Origin of the sequence: Jannaschia marina (assembly GCF_013404595.1) — a bacterium.
In the GTDB taxonomy this organism is placed as follows: domain Bacteria; phylum Pseudomonadota; class Alphaproteobacteria; order Rhodobacterales; family Rhodobacteraceae; genus Jannaschia; species Jannaschia marina.
Map to the genome: position 1 here is coordinate 153,846 of NZ_JABVAX010000005.1, position 16,120 is coordinate 169,965.

General features: G+C 70.9%; 19 protein-coding genes. 12 read left to right on the forward strand and 7 right to left on the reverse strand.

All coding sequences use genetic code 11. The features are described from left to right. Positions 1 to 64: 64 nt before the first annotated feature. The 6 genes from HSX43_RS11145 to HSX43_RS11170 all read left to right on the forward strand — a co-directional run bounded on the left by HSX43_RS11145 (position 65) and on the right by HSX43_RS11170 (position 4,792). A complete protein-coding gene (locus tag HSX43_RS11145; protein ID WP_179380201.1) occupies positions 65 to 826 on the forward strand; it encodes a Hint domain-containing protein in 762 nt (253 codons plus the stop codon). A gap of 64 nt (positions 827 to 890) precedes the next feature. Then, positions 891 to 1,763: a TIGR01459 family HAD-type hydrolase gene (locus HSX43_RS11150; protein ID WP_179380202.1), complete on the forward strand. Its 873-nt coding sequence runs from the start codon at positions 891 to 893 to the stop codon at positions 1,761 to 1,763. Positions 1,764 to 1,870: 107 nt separating this feature from the next. Beyond that, a complete protein-coding gene (locus HSX43_RS11155) occupies positions 1,871 to 2,314 on the forward strand; it encodes a MaoC family dehydratase (protein WP_179380203.1) in 444 nt (147 codons plus the stop codon). Positions 2,315 to 2,374: 60 nt separating this feature from the next. Further along, on the forward strand, positions 2,375 to 3,304 hold the full coding sequence (locus HSX43_RS11160) for a bifunctional riboflavin kinase/FAD synthetase (protein WP_179380204.1): 930 nt from the start codon (positions 2,375 to 2,377) through the stop codon (positions 3,302 to 3,304). Further along, on the forward strand, positions 3,297 to 3,773 hold the full coding sequence (locus tag HSX43_RS11165) for a YcgN family cysteine cluster protein (RefSeq protein ID WP_179380205.1): 477 nt from the start codon (positions 3,297 to 3,299) through the stop codon (positions 3,771 to 3,773). Before HSX43_RS11160 ends, HSX43_RS11165 begins: the two co-directional genes overlap by 8 nt. After that, positions 3,773 to 4,792, forward strand: a complete 1,020-nt coding sequence (locus HSX43_RS11170) for a threonine aldolase family protein (protein ID WP_328795298.1) — start codon at positions 3,773 to 3,775, stop codon at positions 4,790 to 4,792. The genes HSX43_RS11165 and HSX43_RS11170 overlap by 1 nt, the downstream gene beginning before the upstream one ends. A 61-nt stretch (positions 4,793 to 4,853) precedes the next feature. On the opposite strand, the gene HSX43_RS11175 is transcribed toward HSX43_RS11170, so the two are convergent. Beyond that, a complete protein-coding gene (locus HSX43_RS11175) occupies positions 4,854 to 5,099 on the reverse strand; it encodes an accessory factor UbiK family protein (RefSeq protein ID WP_179380206.1) in 246 nt (81 codons plus the stop codon). A gap of 96 nt (positions 5,100 to 5,195) precedes the next feature. On the opposite strand from HSX43_RS11175, the gene lgt reads away from it, so the two are divergent. From lgt to HSX43_RS11195, 4 genes are all read left to right on the forward strand, one after another. Next, the gene (gene lgt, locus HSX43_RS11180) at positions 5,196 to 6,095 is read left to right on the forward strand and encodes a prolipoprotein diacylglyceryl transferase (protein WP_179380207.1); all 900 of its coding nucleotides are present in this window, start codon (positions 5,196 to 5,198) and stop codon (positions 6,093 to 6,095) included. Beyond that, positions 6,092 to 7,150 carry a class I SAM-dependent methyltransferase gene (locus HSX43_RS11185; protein ID WP_179380208.1) on the forward strand — a complete coding sequence of 353 codons (1,059 nt, stop codon included), beginning with the start codon at positions 6,092 to 6,094 and terminating at the stop codon, positions 7,148 to 7,150. Before lgt ends, HSX43_RS11185 begins: the two co-directional genes overlap by 4 nt. Then, positions 7,147 to 7,911, forward strand: coding sequence for a peptidoglycan editing factor PgeF (gene pgeF, locus HSX43_RS11190; protein WP_179380209.1), 765 nt, complete (start codon positions 7,147 to 7,149; stop codon positions 7,909 to 7,911). Before HSX43_RS11185 ends, pgeF begins: the two co-directional genes overlap by 4 nt. Before the next feature lie 185 nt (positions 7,912 to 8,096). Continuing rightward, complete coding sequence (locus HSX43_RS11195) at positions 8,097 to 8,243, forward strand: hypothetical protein (RefSeq protein WP_179380210.1); 147 nt, start codon at positions 8,097 to 8,099, stop codon at positions 8,241 to 8,243. Between the two features lie 87 nt (positions 8,244 to 8,330). Here HSX43_RS11195 and HSX43_RS11200 read toward each other — a convergent pair whose 3' ends face one another. Both HSX43_RS11200 and HSX43_RS11205 read right to left on the reverse strand, forming a co-directional pair. Then, on the reverse strand, positions 8,331 to 9,752 hold the full coding sequence (locus HSX43_RS11200) for a pyridoxal phosphate-dependent decarboxylase family protein (RefSeq protein ID WP_179380211.1): 1,422 nt from the start codon (positions 9,750 to 9,752) through the stop codon (positions 8,331 to 8,333). Then, positions 9,749 to 11,386, reverse strand: a complete 1,638-nt coding sequence (locus HSX43_RS11205; protein ID WP_179380212.1) for a thiamine pyrophosphate-binding protein — start codon at positions 11,384 to 11,386, stop codon at positions 9,749 to 9,751. The genes HSX43_RS11200 and HSX43_RS11205 overlap by 4 nt, the downstream gene beginning before the upstream one ends. A gap of 51 nt (positions 11,387 to 11,437) precedes the next feature. Between HSX43_RS11205 and HSX43_RS11210 the strand changes: the two genes are divergently transcribed. Then, complete coding sequence (locus HSX43_RS11210; RefSeq protein WP_179380213.1) at positions 11,438 to 11,962, forward strand: NADPH-dependent FMN reductase; 525 nt, start codon at positions 11,438 to 11,440, stop codon at positions 11,960 to 11,962. Here HSX43_RS11210 and HSX43_RS11215 read toward each other — a convergent pair. The 4 genes from HSX43_RS11215 to sseA all read right to left on the reverse strand — a co-directional run bounded on the left by HSX43_RS11215 (position 11,946) and on the right by sseA (position 15,162). Next, positions 11,946 to 12,680 carry a TSUP family transporter gene (locus HSX43_RS11215; RefSeq protein ID WP_179380214.1) on the reverse strand — a complete coding sequence of 245 codons (735 nt, stop codon included), beginning with the start codon at positions 12,678 to 12,680 and terminating at the stop codon, positions 11,946 to 11,948. The genes HSX43_RS11210 and HSX43_RS11215 overlap by 17 nt on opposite strands. After that, positions 12,673 to 12,981 (reverse strand): VOC family protein, encoded by a 309-nt coding sequence (locus HSX43_RS11220; RefSeq protein ID WP_179380215.1) that lies wholly within the window; start codon positions 12,979 to 12,981, stop codon positions 12,673 to 12,675. The genes HSX43_RS11215 and HSX43_RS11220 overlap by 8 nt, the downstream gene beginning before the upstream one ends. Positions 12,982 to 13,124: 143 nt before the next feature. Further along, the gene (locus HSX43_RS11225) at positions 13,125 to 14,309 is read right to left on the reverse strand and encodes an amino acid aminotransferase (protein WP_179380216.1); all 1,185 of its coding nucleotides are present in this window, start codon (positions 14,307 to 14,309) and stop codon (positions 13,125 to 13,127) included. A 1-nt stretch (position 14,310) separates the two neighbouring features. Next, positions 14,311 to 15,162, reverse strand: coding sequence for a 3-mercaptopyruvate sulfurtransferase (gene sseA, locus HSX43_RS11230; protein ID WP_179380277.1), 852 nt, complete (start codon positions 15,160 to 15,162; stop codon positions 14,311 to 14,313). 194 nt (positions 15,163 to 15,356) lie between these two features. Here sseA and HSX43_RS11235 point away from each other — a divergent pair, with 194 nt between their 5' ends. Beyond that, the gene (locus tag HSX43_RS11235; protein WP_179380217.1) at positions 15,357 to 16,019 is read left to right on the forward strand and encodes a 50S ribosomal protein L25/general stress protein Ctc; all 663 of its coding nucleotides are present in this window, start codon (positions 15,357 to 15,359) and stop codon (positions 16,017 to 16,019) included. Positions 16,020 to 16,120 lie beyond the last annotated feature (101 nt).

Here is a 16,120-nt window from a genome sequence, read left to right on the forward strand (position 1 = left end):
GCCGGTTCGGATGGATTATACCGGCTGCAGCGGTGGGGGCCGCGACTGCCAGGACGACCTCGTCATGACTGCATACCAGCGGCTTCCCTCCGCCTCGTTCAGCCCGGTTCCGGGCCCCGACGGCGACGTGCAGGAGGCCGAGACCCGGACCTCCGCACCCTATGATCTTGCCTGGATCGACCATCGTGGCACCGCCACCTGGGATCGCCGGTCCCTTCCCGACACCCCCGAGGTCGAAGCTGCCGTCTCCAGCTTCGCGCGCGGCACCATGCTGCGCGGGCCAAGGGGGCCCGTCGCGGTCGAGGACCTGATCCCCGGTGACCGTGTCTCGGTGCGCGGCGGCGGCACGGCCCAGATCGACTGGATCGGGTCGCGCAGCTATGCCGGGCAGGATCAACGACCCCTTTTCTACCGGGTCGCCGCACGCGCCTTCGGGGCCTTCGGGCCGGATCAGGATATCCTGCTCGGGGCGGCGGCCCACGTGCTGATCGACAGCCCGCGCTGTCGCGAACTGATCGGCGGGCCGCTCGCCTTCGCGCCGATCGCCGCCTTCGAGGACGGGCACCGCGTGGCCGCCATCGCGCCGCCGGGCGAGGTTGTGGTCTACGGGATCGCCTGCCGCACGCAGGAGGCCATGCTGGCTGAGGGCCTGCCGGTCGAGAGCTATCACCCGGCGCGGGCCACGGCGCAGAGCCTTACGCGCACGGTGCTGGCCGACATGGGCCGCCTCTTCCCGCAGACCGCCACCGGCGCGGGATTCGGCGCGCCGCGCATTCCGTACCTCACGATGACCGAAGCGCGGCAGCTGGCGACCGTCGGGGCCTGAGCCTCGCTTTACGCCGCCTTCACATCGGGTAAGTGTCGGGCACCGCAGCAGCCCGGGGCCTCCCATGCAGATCATCTCCGCCCTTTCCGAGGTCTCCGCCCGCTACCAGGCGCTTTTCGTCGACCTCTGGGGCTGCGTCCACGACGGCGTCCGGCCGCTGCCCGGCGCGGTCGAGGCGCTGCAGGCCTATCGCGGCGGCGGCGGCATCGTGATCCTCGTGACGAATTCGCCCCGTCCGCGGGCGGGCGTGGCCGCGCAACTCGAGGACATCGGCGTGCCCGAGGACGCCTATGACAACATCGCCACCTCGGGCGATTCGGCGCGGGTCGCGATGTTCGACGGCGCGGTCGGCACGAAGGTCTGGCACCTCGGGCCCGCGCATGACGCCATGTTCTTCGAGCCGCCCGCGATCCTGAGCGACCCGGTGCCGGTCGAGCGTGTCCCCCTCGATGAGGCGGAGGGCATCGTCTGCACCGGCCCCTTCGACCCCCAGGCCGATCCGTCGACGCTGCGGCCGGAGTTCCTCGCCGCCAAGACGAAGGGCCTGAAACTCCTCTGCGCGAACCCCGATCTCGTGGTCGACCGGGGCGGGCGGCGGGAGTTCTGCGCCGGCTCGCTCGCGAAGCTCTATACCGAGATGGGCGGCGAGAGCCTCTACTTCGGCAAACCGCACCCGCCGATCTACGACCTCGCGCGCCGTCGACTGGCCGCGATCCGGGACGTGCCCGACGCCGGGATCCTCGCCATCGGCGACGGCCCGGTCACGGATGCCGCCGGTGCCATGGGCGAAGACCTCGACCTCCTCTTCATCTCCGGTGGCCTTGGCGCGGCGGAGACCGGAACCGCCCCCGGCGGCGACCCGGACCCGGCGAAACTCGATGTCTATCTGGCGGAGACGGGGGTGGCACCGACCTATGTGATCGGAACACTTCGGTAACGATTGTTTCCGATATGCGCCGATCACGACTTTTTATTTCGTGAAGGATTGCCGCAACGCGGCGTAGACGCTATGTCACTTCCAGGGACCATCCGGAGGATTCGGCCATGCTCGACAATATGCCCCGCGGCACGATCTGCATCGAGGACATCGAAATCGGCATGTCCCGCAGCCTGCGCAAGATCATAACCGACCGCGACATCGAGCTCTTCGCCGAGGTTTCGACTGACCACAATCCGGTGCATCTCGACGACGACTACGCCCGCGACACGATCTTCGAGGGCCGCGTCGCCCACGGGATGCTGACCGCCGGACTCATCTCCGCCGTCATCGGCGAGCAGCTGCCGGGCCACGGCACGGTCTACCTCGGGCAGTCGCTCAAGTTCCTCGCGCCCGTCCGCCCCGGCGACATGGTGGAGGCGGTCGTCACCGTCACCGACATGGACATCGCCAAGCGTCGCGTGACGATGGACACCCACTGCGAGATCGACGGCAAGAAGGTCGTAAAGGGCGAGGCGATGGTTCTGGCTCCGTCGCGCAAGTTCGACTGACGCATATCCCCGGACGGCGCGGCGCTTGCGCCCATTGGGCCGGCGGGATAGCCCGCTTGCATGCGGATTTTTCGGGATCATCGTGACATTCCGGCCGACGCGCGCGGGGCTTCCGCAGCGATCGGCAACTTCGACGGCGTGCACCTCGGCCACCGCTCGGTGCTAGACCTCGCGCGGCGCGACGGTGTGCCCCTCGGCGTCGTCACCTTCGAGCCGCATCCCCGCGAGGTCTTCGCCCCCGAGGCCCCGCCCTTCCGCCTGATGTCCGCGGAGGCGCGGGCCAACCGGCTGGCGAAACTGGGCGTCGACGTGATGTTCGAGCTGCCCTTCCCCGCGATCGCGCCGCTTTCGGCCGAAGCGTTCATGGCCGAGGTGCTGGCCGGGGGCCTCGGCCTCGCCCACGTCGTCACCGGCGCGGACTTCCGCTTCGGCAAGGGGCGCGCGGGCGACGTCGCCGCGCTGGCCGAGGGCGGGGCGCGGCTCGGCTTCGAGGTGACGACGGCGGCGCTGCTGGGCGACGCGACGCCCGTCTCCTCGACGGCGATCCGCAACGCGCTGAGCGACGGCCGCCCCGGCGACGCCGCAGAGATGCTGGGTCACTGGCACCGTATCGAGGGCCCCGTGCTGCACGGCGAGAAGCGGGGCCGGACGCTCGGCTACCCGACGGCGAACATGTCCGTTGCCGGCCTGCACCTGCCGAAGCTCGGGGTCTACGCGGTGCTCGTCGACGTTCTGGAGGGGCCCCATGCCGGCAGCTACCACGGCGTCGCCTCGCTCGGGGTGCGGCCGATGTTCGGCGAGAACACCCCCAACATCGAGACCTTCCTCTTCGACTTCGAGGGCGACCTCTACGATGCGCATCTGTCGGTGGCGCTCGTGGCCTACCTGCGCCCGGAACTCAGCTTCGAAGGGCTCGACGCGCTCGTCGCGCAGATGGACGACGACAGCGCCCGCGCCCGCGCCGCGCTCGCCGACCTGCCCCGTGGATGACCCGATCGAGCGCGACGGGCTCCGGCCACGCTTCTGGGAGCGCGGACTGGCGGACCTGAGCGAGAGGGAATGGGAGGCGCTCTGCGACGGCTGCGGCAAGTGCTGCCTCAACAAGCTCGAGGACGAGGAAACCGGCGACGTCGTGCTGACCCGCATCGCCTGCCGGCTCTTCGACGATCAGACCTGCCGCTGCTCGAACTACGCCGAGCGGCTGCGCTTCGTGCCCGAGTGCGTCGTCCTGACGCCCAGGACCCTGCCCGACGCGGCCTATTTCATGCCCGAGACCTGCGCCTACCGCCGCCTCCACGAGGGCCGCGCCCTGCCCCATTGGCACCCGCTCCTGACCGGAGACCCGATGTCGCCGCACCGGGCGGGCGCGTCGATGATGGACGAGACGCTGTCCGAGACGCTCGTGCGGGAGGAGGACTGGGAGGACCACCTGATCGAGGAGCCCACGGGAGGGGCCTGATGAACCTGAACTTCGCCTCCGACAACACCGGACCCGTCCACCCGAAGATCCTCGAGGCGATGGTCGCCGCCAACGCGGGTGCCGCCATGCCCTACGGCAACGACCCATGGATGCCGCAGGTGACGGAGCGGATCCGCGACCTCTTCGACTGGCCCGAGGCGGAGGTCCTGCTGGTGGCGACGGGGACGGGAGCCAATGCACTCGCGCTCGCCGGGCTGGTACCGCCCTGGGGCTCCGTCCTCTGCCACCGGATCGCGCATATCGAGGAGGATGAATGCGGCGCGCCCGAATTCTACACGGGCGGCGCGAAACTCACGCTGGTGGACGGCGCGCAGGGCCGCGTCGATCCCGACGCCCTCGCCACCGCGATCGCCCGCACCGGCGGGTCGGTGCACAATGTCCAGAAAGGCGCGCTCTCGCTCACAAACGTGACCGAGGCCGGCACCGTCTATGCGCTCGAAGACCTCCACCGCCTGACGCGGACGGCCCGCGACGCCGGCCTTGCCACCCACCTCGACGGCGCGCGTTTCGCCAACGCCTGCGCCGCGCTCGGCTGCAGCGCCGCCGACATGGCGCGTGGCTTCGACATGGTGAGCTTAGGCGGCACCAAGAACGGCTGCATGGGGGTCGAGGCGATCGTCATGCGCGACCCGGCCCACCACTGGGAGATGCAGCTCAGGCGCAAGCGCGCCGCTCAGCTCTGGTCGAAGCACCGCTTCCTCTCGGCGCAGATGCTGGCCTACCTCGAGGACGACCTCTGGTTGGAGACGGCCCGCTCCGCCAACGCGGCCGGGCAGCGCCTCCTCGCCGGCCTCCGCAAGGTCGGGGCGGATATGGACTGGGAGCCGGCGGCGAACCTCGCCTTCGCCCGCCTGCCCCGTGCCGCGCACGACCGCGCACGTGCCGAGGCGCAGTACTACCTGATGGACGAGGCCGAGCGCCCGCTCTGCCGCCTCGTCTGCGACTGGACGAAAACAGACGCTGAAGTCGACAGGCTCCTCGCCCTCTTCGCGGGCTGAGGCCTCTTCCTGCTCCAAATACTCATCGGCGCGGCGGGCCGAACGGGCACGGCCTTCGGGCTTACTTCCCCGAAGCCTCCAGCGCGTCGAGCCGGGCCTTCAGCGCCTCGTTTTCCTCGCGGGCCTTCTGGGCCATCGCACGGACGGCGTCGAACTCCTCGCGGGTGACGAAGTCGCGGTCGGCCATCCAGCGGTCGAGCATCGACTTCATCGCCGTCTCGGCTTCCTCCTTCGCGCCCTGGGCCACGCCCATCGCGTTGGTCATCAGCTGACCGATGTCGTCCATGATGCGGTTGCGGGTCTGCATGTCTCGGGCCTCCGGATTGATTGCAGATGATATGGGGGCCGGTGCCGCGAACCTCAAGGATTGACCGTGCCGCGGGGGGCGGGCATTGCACGGGGCATGTTCGCCGCCCTGCCCCTCGTCCTGCCGTTCCCCGACATCTCGCCCGATATCTTCCGCCTCTCGATCGGCGGGTTCGAGATCGCGCCGAAATGGTACGCCGCCGCCTATATCTTCGGCATCCTCGGCGGGTGGCTCATGGCCCGCTGGCTCGTCATGCGGCCACGCTTCTGGCGGAACGGTAAGCTGCCGATGACCAAGGGACAGGTCGAGGACGTGATGACCTGGGTGACGCTTGGCATCGTGCTCGGCGGGCGGCTCGGCTACGTCGCCTTCTACCAGCCTGGCTACTACCTGCAGAACCCGGGCGAGATCCTGGCCGTCTGGCAGGGGGGCATGTCGTTCCACGGCGGGGCGCTCGGCGTGGCGCTGGCCGTCGGCATCTACGCCTGGCGCAAGGGCATCTCCGTGCCCGCCATCGTCGACATCGCGGCCCTCGTCGCGCCCCTCGGGATCGGTCTCGGGCGGGTCGCCAATTTCGTCAACGCCGAGCTCTGGGGTCGCCCGTCGGAGCTGCCCTGGGCGGTCATCTTCCCCGGCGGAGCCGCGCAGGCCTGCGCCAACGTTGGCGAATTCTGTGCTCGCCACCCGAGCCAGCTCTACGAGGCGATCCTCGAAGGTCTCATCCTCCTCATCGTCCTCTGGATCGTCGCGCTCCGCGGCGGCCTCAAGGTGCCCGGTCTGATCTTCGGACTGTTCCTCGTGGGGTACGGGGCCGCGCGCACCTTCGTCGAACACTTTCGCGTCGCCGACGCGCAGTACATCACCCCCGACAATCCGCTGGGCCATGTCGTCGGCACGCCCGAGTTCGGCCTGACGATGGGGCAGCTCCTGTCGCTGCCGATGGTGGCCGTCGGCCTCCTCGTCCTCCTGATCGCGCGGCGCGCCCGGCCCGCATGAGCGCCCTGCGCGACCATCTCGTCACCCGGATCCGCGCGACCGGCCCGCTGACGGTGGCCGACTACATGGCCGACTGCCTTCTCCACCCGGTGCACGGCTACTACGCGACCCGTGATCCACTCGGGGCGGCGGGCGATTTCACCACCGCCCCCGAGATCAGCCAGATGTTCGGCGAGATGCTGGGTCTCTGCCTCGCCCAGACCTGGATGGACCAGGGCCGCCCCGCGCCCTTCGCGCTGGCCGAGCTCGGGCCCGGCCGGGGCACGCTCATGGCCGACATCTTGCGCGCAACCCGCGCGGTGCCGGGTTTCGCGGAGGCCGTTGAGGTGCACCTTGTCGAGGCATCGCCCGTCCTGCGCGCGCGGCAGGCGGAGACGCTCGCCGGTCACGCCCCCGTCTGGCACGACACCGTCGAGGGGCTTCCGGACGGACCGCTCTTCCTCGTGGCGAACGAGTTTCTCGACGCCCTCCCGATCCGGCAGCACGTGCGCGACGGCGGCGGCTGGCGCGAACGGCTGGTGACGGTCGAGGGCGCGGCGCTGGCCTTCGCGCTCTCGCCGCCCCTCCCCGTGCCCGAGCTCGACCACCACGACGTCGCGGACGGCACGCTCGTCGAGCGCTGCCCCGCCCTGCCCGGCATCGTCGCCAGCGTGGCCGCGCGGATCGCAAGCCACGGCGGGGCGGCGCTCTTCCTCGACTACGGACACTGGCGCAGCCGCGGCGACACGCTCCAGGCGCTGCGCGGCCATGCGCCCGAGGACCCGCTGGCAAACCCCGGCGCGGCCGACCTGACCGCTCATATCGACTTCGAAGCCGTTGCCCGCGCCGCCGTGCCGGCCTGCGCGAGCGGGATGACGGCGCAGGGCGTCCTGCTGGAACGGCTGGGCATCACCGCGCGCGCGCAGGCACTTGCCCGTACCCTCACCGATGCGGCGCTCGACGCCCATGTGGCCGCGCATCGCCGCTTGACCCACCCGGCAGAGATGGGCGACCTATTCAAGGCAATGGCGCTCGTTCCTCCGGGTGCCGCGCTGCCGCCTGGATTTGACCCATGACGCTCGAACGCCTGACGTCCGACCTGCTCGCCCCCGTGGCGCATGGCTTCTTCACCCGCAAGGGCGGGGCGTCCTCCGGTATCTTCGGAGGCCTGAACTGCGGCCTCGGCTCCTCGGACCAGACGGAAGCGGTCGAGATGAATCGCTCCCGCGTGGCCGAGGCGATGGGCGGCCCGCTCCATGGCGTGCATCAGGTCCACTCCGCCGACGTCGTCGTGATCGACGGCCCGCTCTGCGACGCGACCGACCCCGAGGGCAACCCGCGGCGGGCGGACGCGCTAGTGACGAACGTGCCGGGGCAGGTGCTCACGATCCTGACGGCTGATTGCCAGCCGGTGCTGTTCCATGACCCGGAGGCCGGGGTGATCGGCGCAGCCCATGCCGGATGGAAGGGCGCGCTCGACGGCGTACTCGAGGCGACGGTGGACACCATGGTCGGACTTGGCGCGGAGGCGCGGAACATCAATGCCGTCATCGGCCCCACGATCAGCCAGCGGAACTACGAGGTCGGACCCGACTTTCCCGAACGCTTCCTCGATCGAGAACCGGAGGCGAGCCGCTTCTTCTCCAACGGCGCGGCCGATCACTACCATTTCGACCTGCCGGCCTACGGCCTCTGGCGGATCCGCCGGACGGGCGCGACGGCGGAGTGGACGGGGCATTGCACCTATGCCGATCCGACCCGGTTTTATTCCTACCGCCGGAAAGTCCATTCGGGCGAGGCCGACTACGGCCGGCTGATCTCCGCAATCCGGCTCTGACGCGCGCTCCGGCGGAGCGGGGCCGAAGACTTTTCTCGGAAAAGTCTTCCCGCGCGCCGTTGGCGGAACGCGTCGTCCCAAACCTGCCACATTCCCGCCCCCGAAAGACCCGGGCCCGGTCGCACCGCCGCCCATCCCCGCCGCCATACCGTCGTCAACGCAACGCACGACACCCGGAGGACGCCATGTCCCGCCAGACCTGGATGGACCGCACCATCGAAGCCGCCCGCGACAGCGACATCCGGATGCCCTGGGCCCGCCGGCCGGCACCCGTCGCTCCCGCCGAGGAGGCCCCTGCGGCCCAGACCGCCGCCCTGCGCGCGCGACGCTGATACCTCTTTCCGATTGACCGGTCGTCGAGTCCCTCCGGCCGGTCGAACCCGAACGCGGCCTCCGTCTGCCAGCGGGCCGCGTTCGGCCTATTTCGCCGCCGCCCCCCGCCGCACGGCCCCCGCGACCTCCGCCTCGAGCGCCCGCACCGCCAGGGCCACGTCCGCATCGGTCGTGCGATGGTTCACGATCGCCGCCCGGAGGCAGGACCGCCCGGCCACGCGGGTGGTCGAGAAGACGGCCTGACCCGAAAGCTGCAGCGCCGCCGCCAAGTCATCGGCATCCCCCGCACGCGGGTGGATCACGCAGAGGTTCGAGACGACGGGTGCGGCGAGGTCCAGATACTCCGACGCCTCGGCCAATTCGCCCATGCGCGCGGCCTGACGGCAGTTGTCGGTGATCTGCGCCCCGAGCGCCGCCTGCCCCAGCCCCTCGACCGTGGCCCAGACCTTGAGCGCCGCGAAACCGCGCGACAGCTCGATGCCGTAGTCCGTCGCCCACCAGTCACCGCCCGCGAGCCCCGCGCCCCCGGCGGCGAGATATTCGGGCCGCTCGCGGTAGGTGGCCCGGTGCAACGCGGCATCCCGGATCAGGACCGCGCCGGCGGCATAGGGCACGGCCATCCACTTGTGAAAGTCGGTCGCGATGGAGTGTGCCCGCTCGATCCCGGTGGAGAGATCGCGCCACGGGGCCTCGGCCAGTCGCGTCCAGAAGCCGAAGGCCGCGTCGCAATGCAGCCAGAGCCCCTCCGCCTCGGCCAGATCGGCGAGCGCCGCGATGTCGTCGAACGTACCGAGGTTGACAGAGCCCACGGTCCCCACCACCGCCAGCGGATGCCGCCCCTCCGCCCGATCGCGGGCGATGGCGGCACGGAGCGCGCCGACGTCCATCCGACCGCCCGGCGCGGGGATCCGCGTGACCGCCCGTGCGCCGTGGCCCATGATCTCGAGCGCCTTCTTCACGCAGGAATGCCCGCCTTCGGCGATGTAGACGCGGATCTCCGGCAGCCCGGCGATCCCGGTCTCGCGCACGTCGGGGAACGCGCGCATCCGGGCACAGCCGAGCGCGAGGATCGTCGCCTGACTGGTTCCCGTCGTCATCAGCCCCGAGCCCCCGTCCCACCCGGCGACGCCGTGCAGCCAGTCGATCACCGCCCGCTCCACATGCGCCGCGCCCTGATCGCGCCCGCCGGCATTGGCGTTCATCGTCGCGGCCACCATCTCGGCCGCGACGCCCGTGGCCGTGCCCGTGCCGTGAACCCAGCCGAAGAAGCGCGGATGCGTGTTGCCCGTGGCATAGGGCACGATGTCGGTCAGGATCCGGTCGAAGAGCGCGCCCGTCCCCGCGCCCTCCCCGCGGATGGCCACGCGATCGGCCATGTCGTCGGGCGGCGCGCGCCAGGGCAGGTCGCGCGCGGCGCGCAGCCGGTCGACACAGGCGCTGGCGATCCGGTGCAACTCCGCTTCGAAGGTGTCCCAATCGGCGGGGTCGAGCCTGTGCCCCGCGCTCATGCGCCGCGTTCCATGTCCGAAAGCGACGCCCCGGTCGAGAGCATGTCTGGATCGAGCAGCAGTTCGATGACGGCGAGCGTGCCGCAGGCACGGGCCGCGTCCAGCGCGGGGGCGAACTCGGCCTGCGTCTGCACGACCCAGCCCTGCCCGCCATAGGCGCGCGCCAGCGCGGCGAAGTCTGGGTTCACAAGGTCCGTGCCCGAGACGCGGCCGGGATAGTGCCGCTCCTGGTGCATCCGGATCGTCCCGTAGCGGCCGTTGTTGGCCACGACGACGATGGGGGCCGCGCCGTGCTGCATCGCCGTCGACGCCTCGTTCAGCGTCATCTGGAAGCAGCCGTCGCCAGCGAGGCAGACGACCGTGGCACCCGGCCGCGCGATCGACGCCGCAATGGCGGCGGGGAAGCCGTAGCCCATGGAGCCCGAGGTCGGCGCAAGCTGCGTGCCGTGACGCCGCCACCGGTAGTAGCGGTGCAGGAATGCGGCATAGTTGCCGGCCCCGTTCGTCAGGATCGCATCCTCGGGCAATGTCGCGTCGAGATGTGCGATCACCTGTTCGAGCTTCACCGCGCCCGGCGTCTCCTTCGGCATGGTCCAGGCCTCGTAGTCGGCCCGGGCCTCCGCCTGCTGTCCGTGCCAGCCGGGCAGCGCATCGTCGCGCGCCGCGAGCGCGGCGATGACGTCGGCGGCCCGCGCGACGACGGCGACATGGGCCGACCAGATCCGGTTGATCTCGCCCGGATCGGCATGGACATGGATCACCTTCGGCGCATCGAGCGCCGGGTCGATCGTCTCGAACCCGCCCGTCGCGATATCGCCCAGCCGCGTGCCGAGCGCGAGGATCACATCGGCGCGCCCGAGCCGCTGCATCAGCTTCGGGTTCGGCCCGACGTTCAGGTCGCCCACGTAGGCAGGGGACGTGTTGTCGATGTGGTCCTGCCGCCGGAACGTCACCGCGACCGGCAGGCCGTGCCGCTCCGCCCAAGTGCGTAGGTCGTCGGCCGCCGCCTGTGACCAGCCGGGCCCGCCCGCGACCACGAGGGGGCGCTCCGCCTCGGCCAGCGTCGCGATCAGCGGGTCGAGATCGGGCACCGCCTGCACCGGCAGGGTGAGTGGCGGGCGGTCGAGCGTGGCGGCCTCGTCGCTCAGCATATCCTCCGGCAGCGCCAGCACGACCGGCCCCGGCCGCCCCGATTGCGCGACCGAGAAGGCGCGGGCGACGTACTCCGGCAGGCGCTCCGTCGCGTCGACCTCGGCGACCCATTTGACGAGCCCCCCGAAGAGCGCGCGGTAGTCGACCTCCTGAAAGGCCTCGCGGTCGCGGTGGGCCCGCGCGATCTGACCGACGAAGCAGACCATCGGCGTCGAATCCTGCATCGCGACATGCAGCCCCGCGCTGGCATTCGTGGCCCCCGGCCCCCGCGTCACGAAGACGACGCCCGGCCGCCCGGTCAGCTTGGCCGTCGCCTCCGCCATCATGGCGGCCCCGCCCTCCTGCCGGCAGACGATGTTGTCGATTCCGCTGTCGCAGAGCCCGTCGAGTGCCGCGAGGAAGCTCTCGCCCGGGACGGAAAAGACGCGCTCCACGCCCTGCAGGCGCAATTGGTCCGCCAGGATCTGGCCGCCGTGCCGCATCGTTCTACCCTCCCTCAGACCGCGTTGCAGTCGTTACGGAAAGGCGCACGAATGTCCACCGCCCTCGGCCTCTGCGGCTCCCTCCGCCGCGACAGTTTCAACCGCAAGCTCCTGGCCGAGGCGGGCCGGCTCTACGGCGGGCTGGAGGAAGCCGACCTGCGCCTGCCGCTCTACGATGGCGACCTAGAGGCGGCCGAGGGCTTGCCCGCCGGGGTCGAGACGCTGGCCCGTCAGATCGCCGATGCGCCGGCCGTGCTCATTGCCTGCCCGGAGTACAACAAGGCCCCGCCGGGCGTGCTGAAGAACGCGCTCGACTGGATCAGCCGTGCACCGGGCCGCGTGCTCGACGGCAAGCCGGTCGCGATCATGTCGGCCACCGCTGGGCGTGCCGGGGGCGAGCGGACGCTCGCCGCGCTGCGCCTCTGGCTCGTGCCCTTCGGCGCGGCGGTGCTGACGGGGCCGGATGTTCTCGTGGGTCAGGCGAGCGGGCAATTCGACGGTGCGGGCCGGCTGACGAACGAGATCAACCTGAAGGCCCTCACCACACTGATGGAGAAGCTCAAAACAGGCTCCTGACGATCAGGACGCCCGCCGCCGTCGCCGCGAGGCCCAGCGCCCAGGGCCGGATCGCCCGCCGCGCCACCCGCGCCGCGAGCGGCCGCACGAGCCAGAGCGTCACCGGCACCGCCGGCGCGAGCGTGAGCGCGAAAGCGAGGTGGCTGAGGCCGATCACCCCGGCCAGAAGGAGCGCGGCGATGGAGACGGCCATGCCGAAGGCGAAGAAGACGTTCTGCGTCGCCGCCGAGCGCCGGGTCTCGACCTCGGCATAGACGATGGCCATGGGAGGCGCCCCGATCCCAGTGAGCGTGCCCATGACACCCGCGACCGTGCCCGCGCCAAAGAGCGTCGGCGGCGTGAGCGGCAGGCGCAGGCCCAGGAGCGTCAGCCCGACCGCGAACCAGACGAGAAGCCCGGTCACGAGCGGCAGCGCGGGCGTGCCGACGACCCGCGTGGCGATCCAGGCGGCAATCGCGGCCCCGAGCGCGCGCCCCGCGAAGCCGGGCGGCAAGTCGCGGACGACGACCGAGGAGCGGTCGGCGAGGAACGCCCCCGCCCCCACGCAGAGCCCGACGAGGAGGACCGTGCCCGGCAGGTAGTCGGGTGCGAGCAGGGCCAGCATCGGCGCGGCCACCATGCCGTAGCCCTGTCCGGCGAGCCGCTGCACGCCCGTCCCGACCGCCACCGCGACAAGGCAGGCGAGCCAGACCCCGACGCCGGGCAGAAGCTCAGCCACGCACCGGAATCTCGATCAGGTTACCGTCCGGGTCGCGCACATAGAGCGAGGTGAGCGGCCCCGTCGCGCCGGTTCGCGCCACTGGCCCCTCCTCGACGCCCACACCGCGGTCCGCCAGATGCGTGGCCCAGCCGTCGAGCGAACCTTCGGTGAGAAAGCAGAGATCCGCCGTCCCCGGTCCCGGACATGCGGCCTTCGGCTCCCATTCCGCCCCCGCACGGTGCAGGTTGATCTTCTGATCCCCGAACCGCAGTGCGAGACGGGTCGAGCCGTCGGCGGGCCGAAACACCTCCCGTGTCATGCCGAGAACGTCCCCGCGTACCACGCCGCCGTCGCCTCCGGGTCGGCTACGGTCAGGACGAGATGATCGAGGGCAGTGACGCGAAACCGCCCTCTCTCCGCTTCGGAAATACTCAAGGACGCCACGCCTGGGGCCGCGCCACGTCAGACCCCCGCCGCGACGATGGCATCCGCCAGAAGCGGCACCGTCGCCGCGTTGAGCCCCGCGATGTTCATCCGCGAGTCGCCCACCATGTAGACCCCGTGGTCGCGCCGCATGGCCTCCACCTGCTCGGGCGTGGCCCCGAGGAGCGAAAACATGCCCCGGTGCGCGGCGAGGAAGCCGAAGCGGTCGGACCCGGTCCGCTCGCGCAGGGCGGCGGCAAGGCTTTCGCGCAGGCCGAGCATCCCCGTGCGCACCTCCTCGAGTTCCGCGGCCCAATCGGCGCGCAGGGCATCGTCGGTCAGGATCATCGACACGACGCGCGCGCCATGGTCCGGCGGGAAGGAGAAATTGAGCCGGTTGAGCGAGGCCATCGCCCCCTGCGTCACCTTAAGCTCCGCGGCCGAGGGCGCGATCGCCATCAGGAGGCCCGTGCGTTCCCGGTAGATGCCGAAGTTCTTGGAACAGGACGCCGCGATCAGCGCCTCGGGCACCTTCGCGATGAGGGCGCGCATCCCCGCCGCATCGGCGTCGAGCCCGTCGCCGAAGCCCTGGTAGGCGATGTCGACGAAGGGGACGAGGCCGCGCGCGACGCAGAGATCGGCCACCTGCCCCCATTGGTCGAGCGTCAGGTTCGCGCCCGTCGGGTTGTGGCAGCAGCCGTGGAGCATCACCACGTCGCCCGCCTTGGCCCGCGACAGGTCCGCGTGCATCCCTTCGATGTCCACGCCCCCGGTTTCCGCGTCGAAATAGCGGTACTCGGCAATCTCGATGCCAAGGTGCTTCGCGATCGCCGGATGGTTCGGCCAGGTCGGCGCAGACAACCAGAGCGTGGCCCCCGGCGCGGCCTTCCGCATCAGCTCCAGCCCCTGCCGGATCGCGCCCGTCCCGCCCGGCGTCGCGACGCAGGCCAGACGGTCGGCGGGCCGCGCGTCGCCCAGCACCAGCGTCGACAGCGCCTCGGCAAAGGCCGGATCGCCGGCGAGGCCCGTGTAGACCTTTGTGTCCTGCGTCTCGACCAATTGCCGCTCGGCGGCCTTCACGGCGCGCATCACCGGGGTCAGGCCGCTCGCGTCCTTGTAGACGCCGACGCCGAGGTCGATCTTGGTGTCGCGCGGATCCTCCCGGTAGGCGGCCATCAGCGCCAGGATCTTGTCGGGGGCCTGCGGGGTCAGGGCGTTCAGCATGTCAGCCTCTCTCGATCTTCAGGTCGGGATACATGCCCCACTCGGCCCAGCTGCCGTCGTAGAGCGAATGGTGGTCGTGTCCGAGCCGGGCGAGCCCGAGGTTCAGCACCGCCGCCGTCACCCCGGAGCCGCAGCTCGTGATGACCGGCCGGTCGAGGTCGACCCCTGCGGCAACGAAGGCCTGCGCGAGGTCGGGGCCGTCCTTCATGGTACCGTCGGCGCGGAAGAGCGTGGCGATGGGCACGTTCTTGGCTCCGGGGATATGCCCGGCGCGCAGGCCGGGTCGCGGCTCGGGCGCGTCGCCGCGGAAGCGGGGCGCGGCACGGGCATCGACGATCTGCGCATGGCCCAGCTTCGCCGCCTGCGCCACGTCCGTCACGTCGCGCATCAGATCCGGGTGGCGCGTGACGGTCATGTGCCGGTCGCGGATCGTGGGCGGCTCCGCCGTCACCTTCCGCGCCTCCGCCCGCCACTTGGCGAACCCGCCGTCGAGCACCGCCGCCGTCTGCCCGAAGAGCCGGAACAGCCACCAGAGGCGCGCCGCCGAGAAGACCCCGCCCGCATTGCCGTCGTAGATGACGACCGTATGGCCGTCGCCCACGCCCAGCTTGCGCATCCGCGACATGAACTTCTCGACCGGCGGGGCCATGTGCGGCAGGGTGCTGCGCCCGTCGCTGACCTCATCGAGCGCGACGAACCGCGCACCGGGGATGTGGCCCGCATCGTATTCGGCCCGCGCGTCGCGCCCGGCGTCCGGCAGGTACCACGAGGCGTCGATCACCCGCAGGTCGGGCGAGGTCAGCCGCTGCGCGAGCCAGCGCGTCGAGACGAGCGTGGCCGGATCGTCGCGCATCGTGTCGGTCGCGGGGTTGGACATGGAGCCTCCGACGTCGGATCAGGGTCGCCGGGGGGCTTACGCCCCTCCGCCCCCATGTGCAACGCGCCATCGCGCACGCGGGGCTTGCCACGGGCGCGCGCGGGCCGTATGGGGCGGCTTCCACCGGGCGGACACCCTTGGAGGCCGCCCCTCATCAACGGAGTAACATCATGGCTAAAGAGATTCCGGATCTCGTGGCACATGCACGGACGGGGACAGGCAAGGGGGCCGCTCGTCAGGCACGTCGGGACGGCATGGTCCCCGGCGTCGTGTACGGCGGCGGGGAAGACCCGCTTCCGATCCAGATCCCCTTCAACGACCTTCTCAAGAAGCTGAAGGCCGGCCGCTTCCGCGCGACGCTGTGGAACCTGAAGGTCGAGGGTCAGGACGACGTCCGCGTCATCGCCCGCGACGTGCAGCGCGACGTGGTCAAGGACCTGCCGACGCACCTCGACCTGATGCGCCTGCGCCGCACGTCGAAGGTCAACCTCTTCATCCCCGTCACCTTCGAGGGCGTCGACGGCTCGCCCGGCGACAAGAAGGGCGGCGTCCTGACGGTCGTGCGCCCCGAAGTGGAGCTGCGGGTGACCGCCGGCGAGATCCCCGAGGAGATCGTCGTGGATTGCTCGGGCATGGAGATCGGCGACACGATCACCATCTCGAACGTGACGCTGCCCTCGGGCGCGAAGCCCACGATCGACCGCGACTTCGTCATCGCCAACATGCAGGCCCCCTCGGGTCTCGCCTCGCAGAAGGACGACGACGAGGACGAGGAGACCGTCGAGACCGAGGTCATCAACGAGAAGAGCGACGCCGAGGGCGAAGAGGAGTAATCCTCTCCCTTTTCGACGAGACGCAAAAACGGGCGCGAAGGGAGACCTTCGCGCCCGTTTCGCATCCGCCCGGCCCTCCCCGCCCGGACGGATGCTCCGGC

Excerpts from the sequence above, each read along its gene's own strand:
- HSX43_RS11145 (WP_179380201.1), top strand. The coding sequence starts at position 65 with ATGACTGCATACCAGCGGCTTCCCTCCGCCTCGTTCAGCCCGGTTCCG.
- HSX43_RS11150 (WP_179380202.1), top strand. The coding sequence starts at position 891 with ATGCAGATCATCTCCGCCCTTTCCGAGGTCTCCGCCCGCTACCAGGCG.
- HSX43_RS11155 (WP_179380203.1), top strand. The coding sequence starts at position 1,871 with ATGCTCGACAATATGCCCCGCGGCACGATCTGCATCGAGGACATCGAA.
- HSX43_RS11160 (WP_179380204.1), top strand. The coding sequence starts at position 2,375 with ATGCGGATTTTTCGGGATCATCGTGACATTCCGGCCGACGCGCGCGGG.
- HSX43_RS11170 (WP_328795298.1), top strand. The coding sequence starts at position 3,773 with ATGAACCTGAACTTCGCCTCCGACAACACCGGACCCGTCCACCCGAAG.
- HSX43_RS11175 (WP_179380206.1), bottom strand. The coding sequence starts at position 5,099 with ATGCAGACCCGCAACCGCATCATGGACGACATCGGTCAGCTGATGACC.
- lgt (WP_179380207.1), top strand. The coding sequence starts at position 5,196 with ATGTTCGCCGCCCTGCCCCTCGTCCTGCCGTTCCCCGACATCTCGCCC.
- HSX43_RS11185 (WP_179380208.1), top strand. The coding sequence starts at position 6,092 with ATGAGCGCCCTGCGCGACCATCTCGTCACCCGGATCCGCGCGACCGGC.
- pgeF (WP_179380209.1), top strand. The coding sequence starts at position 7,147 with ATGACGCTCGAACGCCTGACGTCCGACCTGCTCGCCCCCGTGGCGCAT.
- HSX43_RS11195 (WP_179380210.1), top strand. The coding sequence starts at position 8,097 with ATGTCCCGCCAGACCTGGATGGACCGCACCATCGAAGCCGCCCGCGAC.
- HSX43_RS11200 (WP_179380211.1), bottom strand. The coding sequence starts at position 9,752 with ATGAGCGCGGGGCACAGGCTCGACCCCGCCGATTGGGACACCTTCGAA.
- HSX43_RS11205 (WP_179380212.1), bottom strand. The coding sequence starts at position 11,386 with ATGCGGCACGGCGGCCAGATCCTGGCGGACCAATTGCGCCTGCAGGGC.
- HSX43_RS11210 (WP_179380213.1), top strand. The coding sequence starts at position 11,438 with ATGTCCACCGCCCTCGGCCTCTGCGGCTCCCTCCGCCGCGACAGTTTC.
- HSX43_RS11220 (WP_179380215.1), bottom strand. The coding sequence starts at position 12,981 with ATGACACGGGAGGTGTTTCGGCCCGCCGACGGCTCGACCCGTCTCGCA.
- HSX43_RS11225 (WP_179380216.1), bottom strand. The coding sequence starts at position 14,309 with ATGCTGAACGCCCTGACCCCGCAGGCCCCCGACAAGATCCTGGCGCTG.
- sseA (WP_179380277.1), bottom strand. The coding sequence starts at position 15,162 with ATGCGCGACGATCCGGCCACGCTCGTCTCGACGCGCTGGCTCGCGCAG.
- HSX43_RS11235 (WP_179380217.1), top strand. The coding sequence starts at position 15,357 with ATGGCTAAAGAGATTCCGGATCTCGTGGCACATGCACGGACGGGGACA.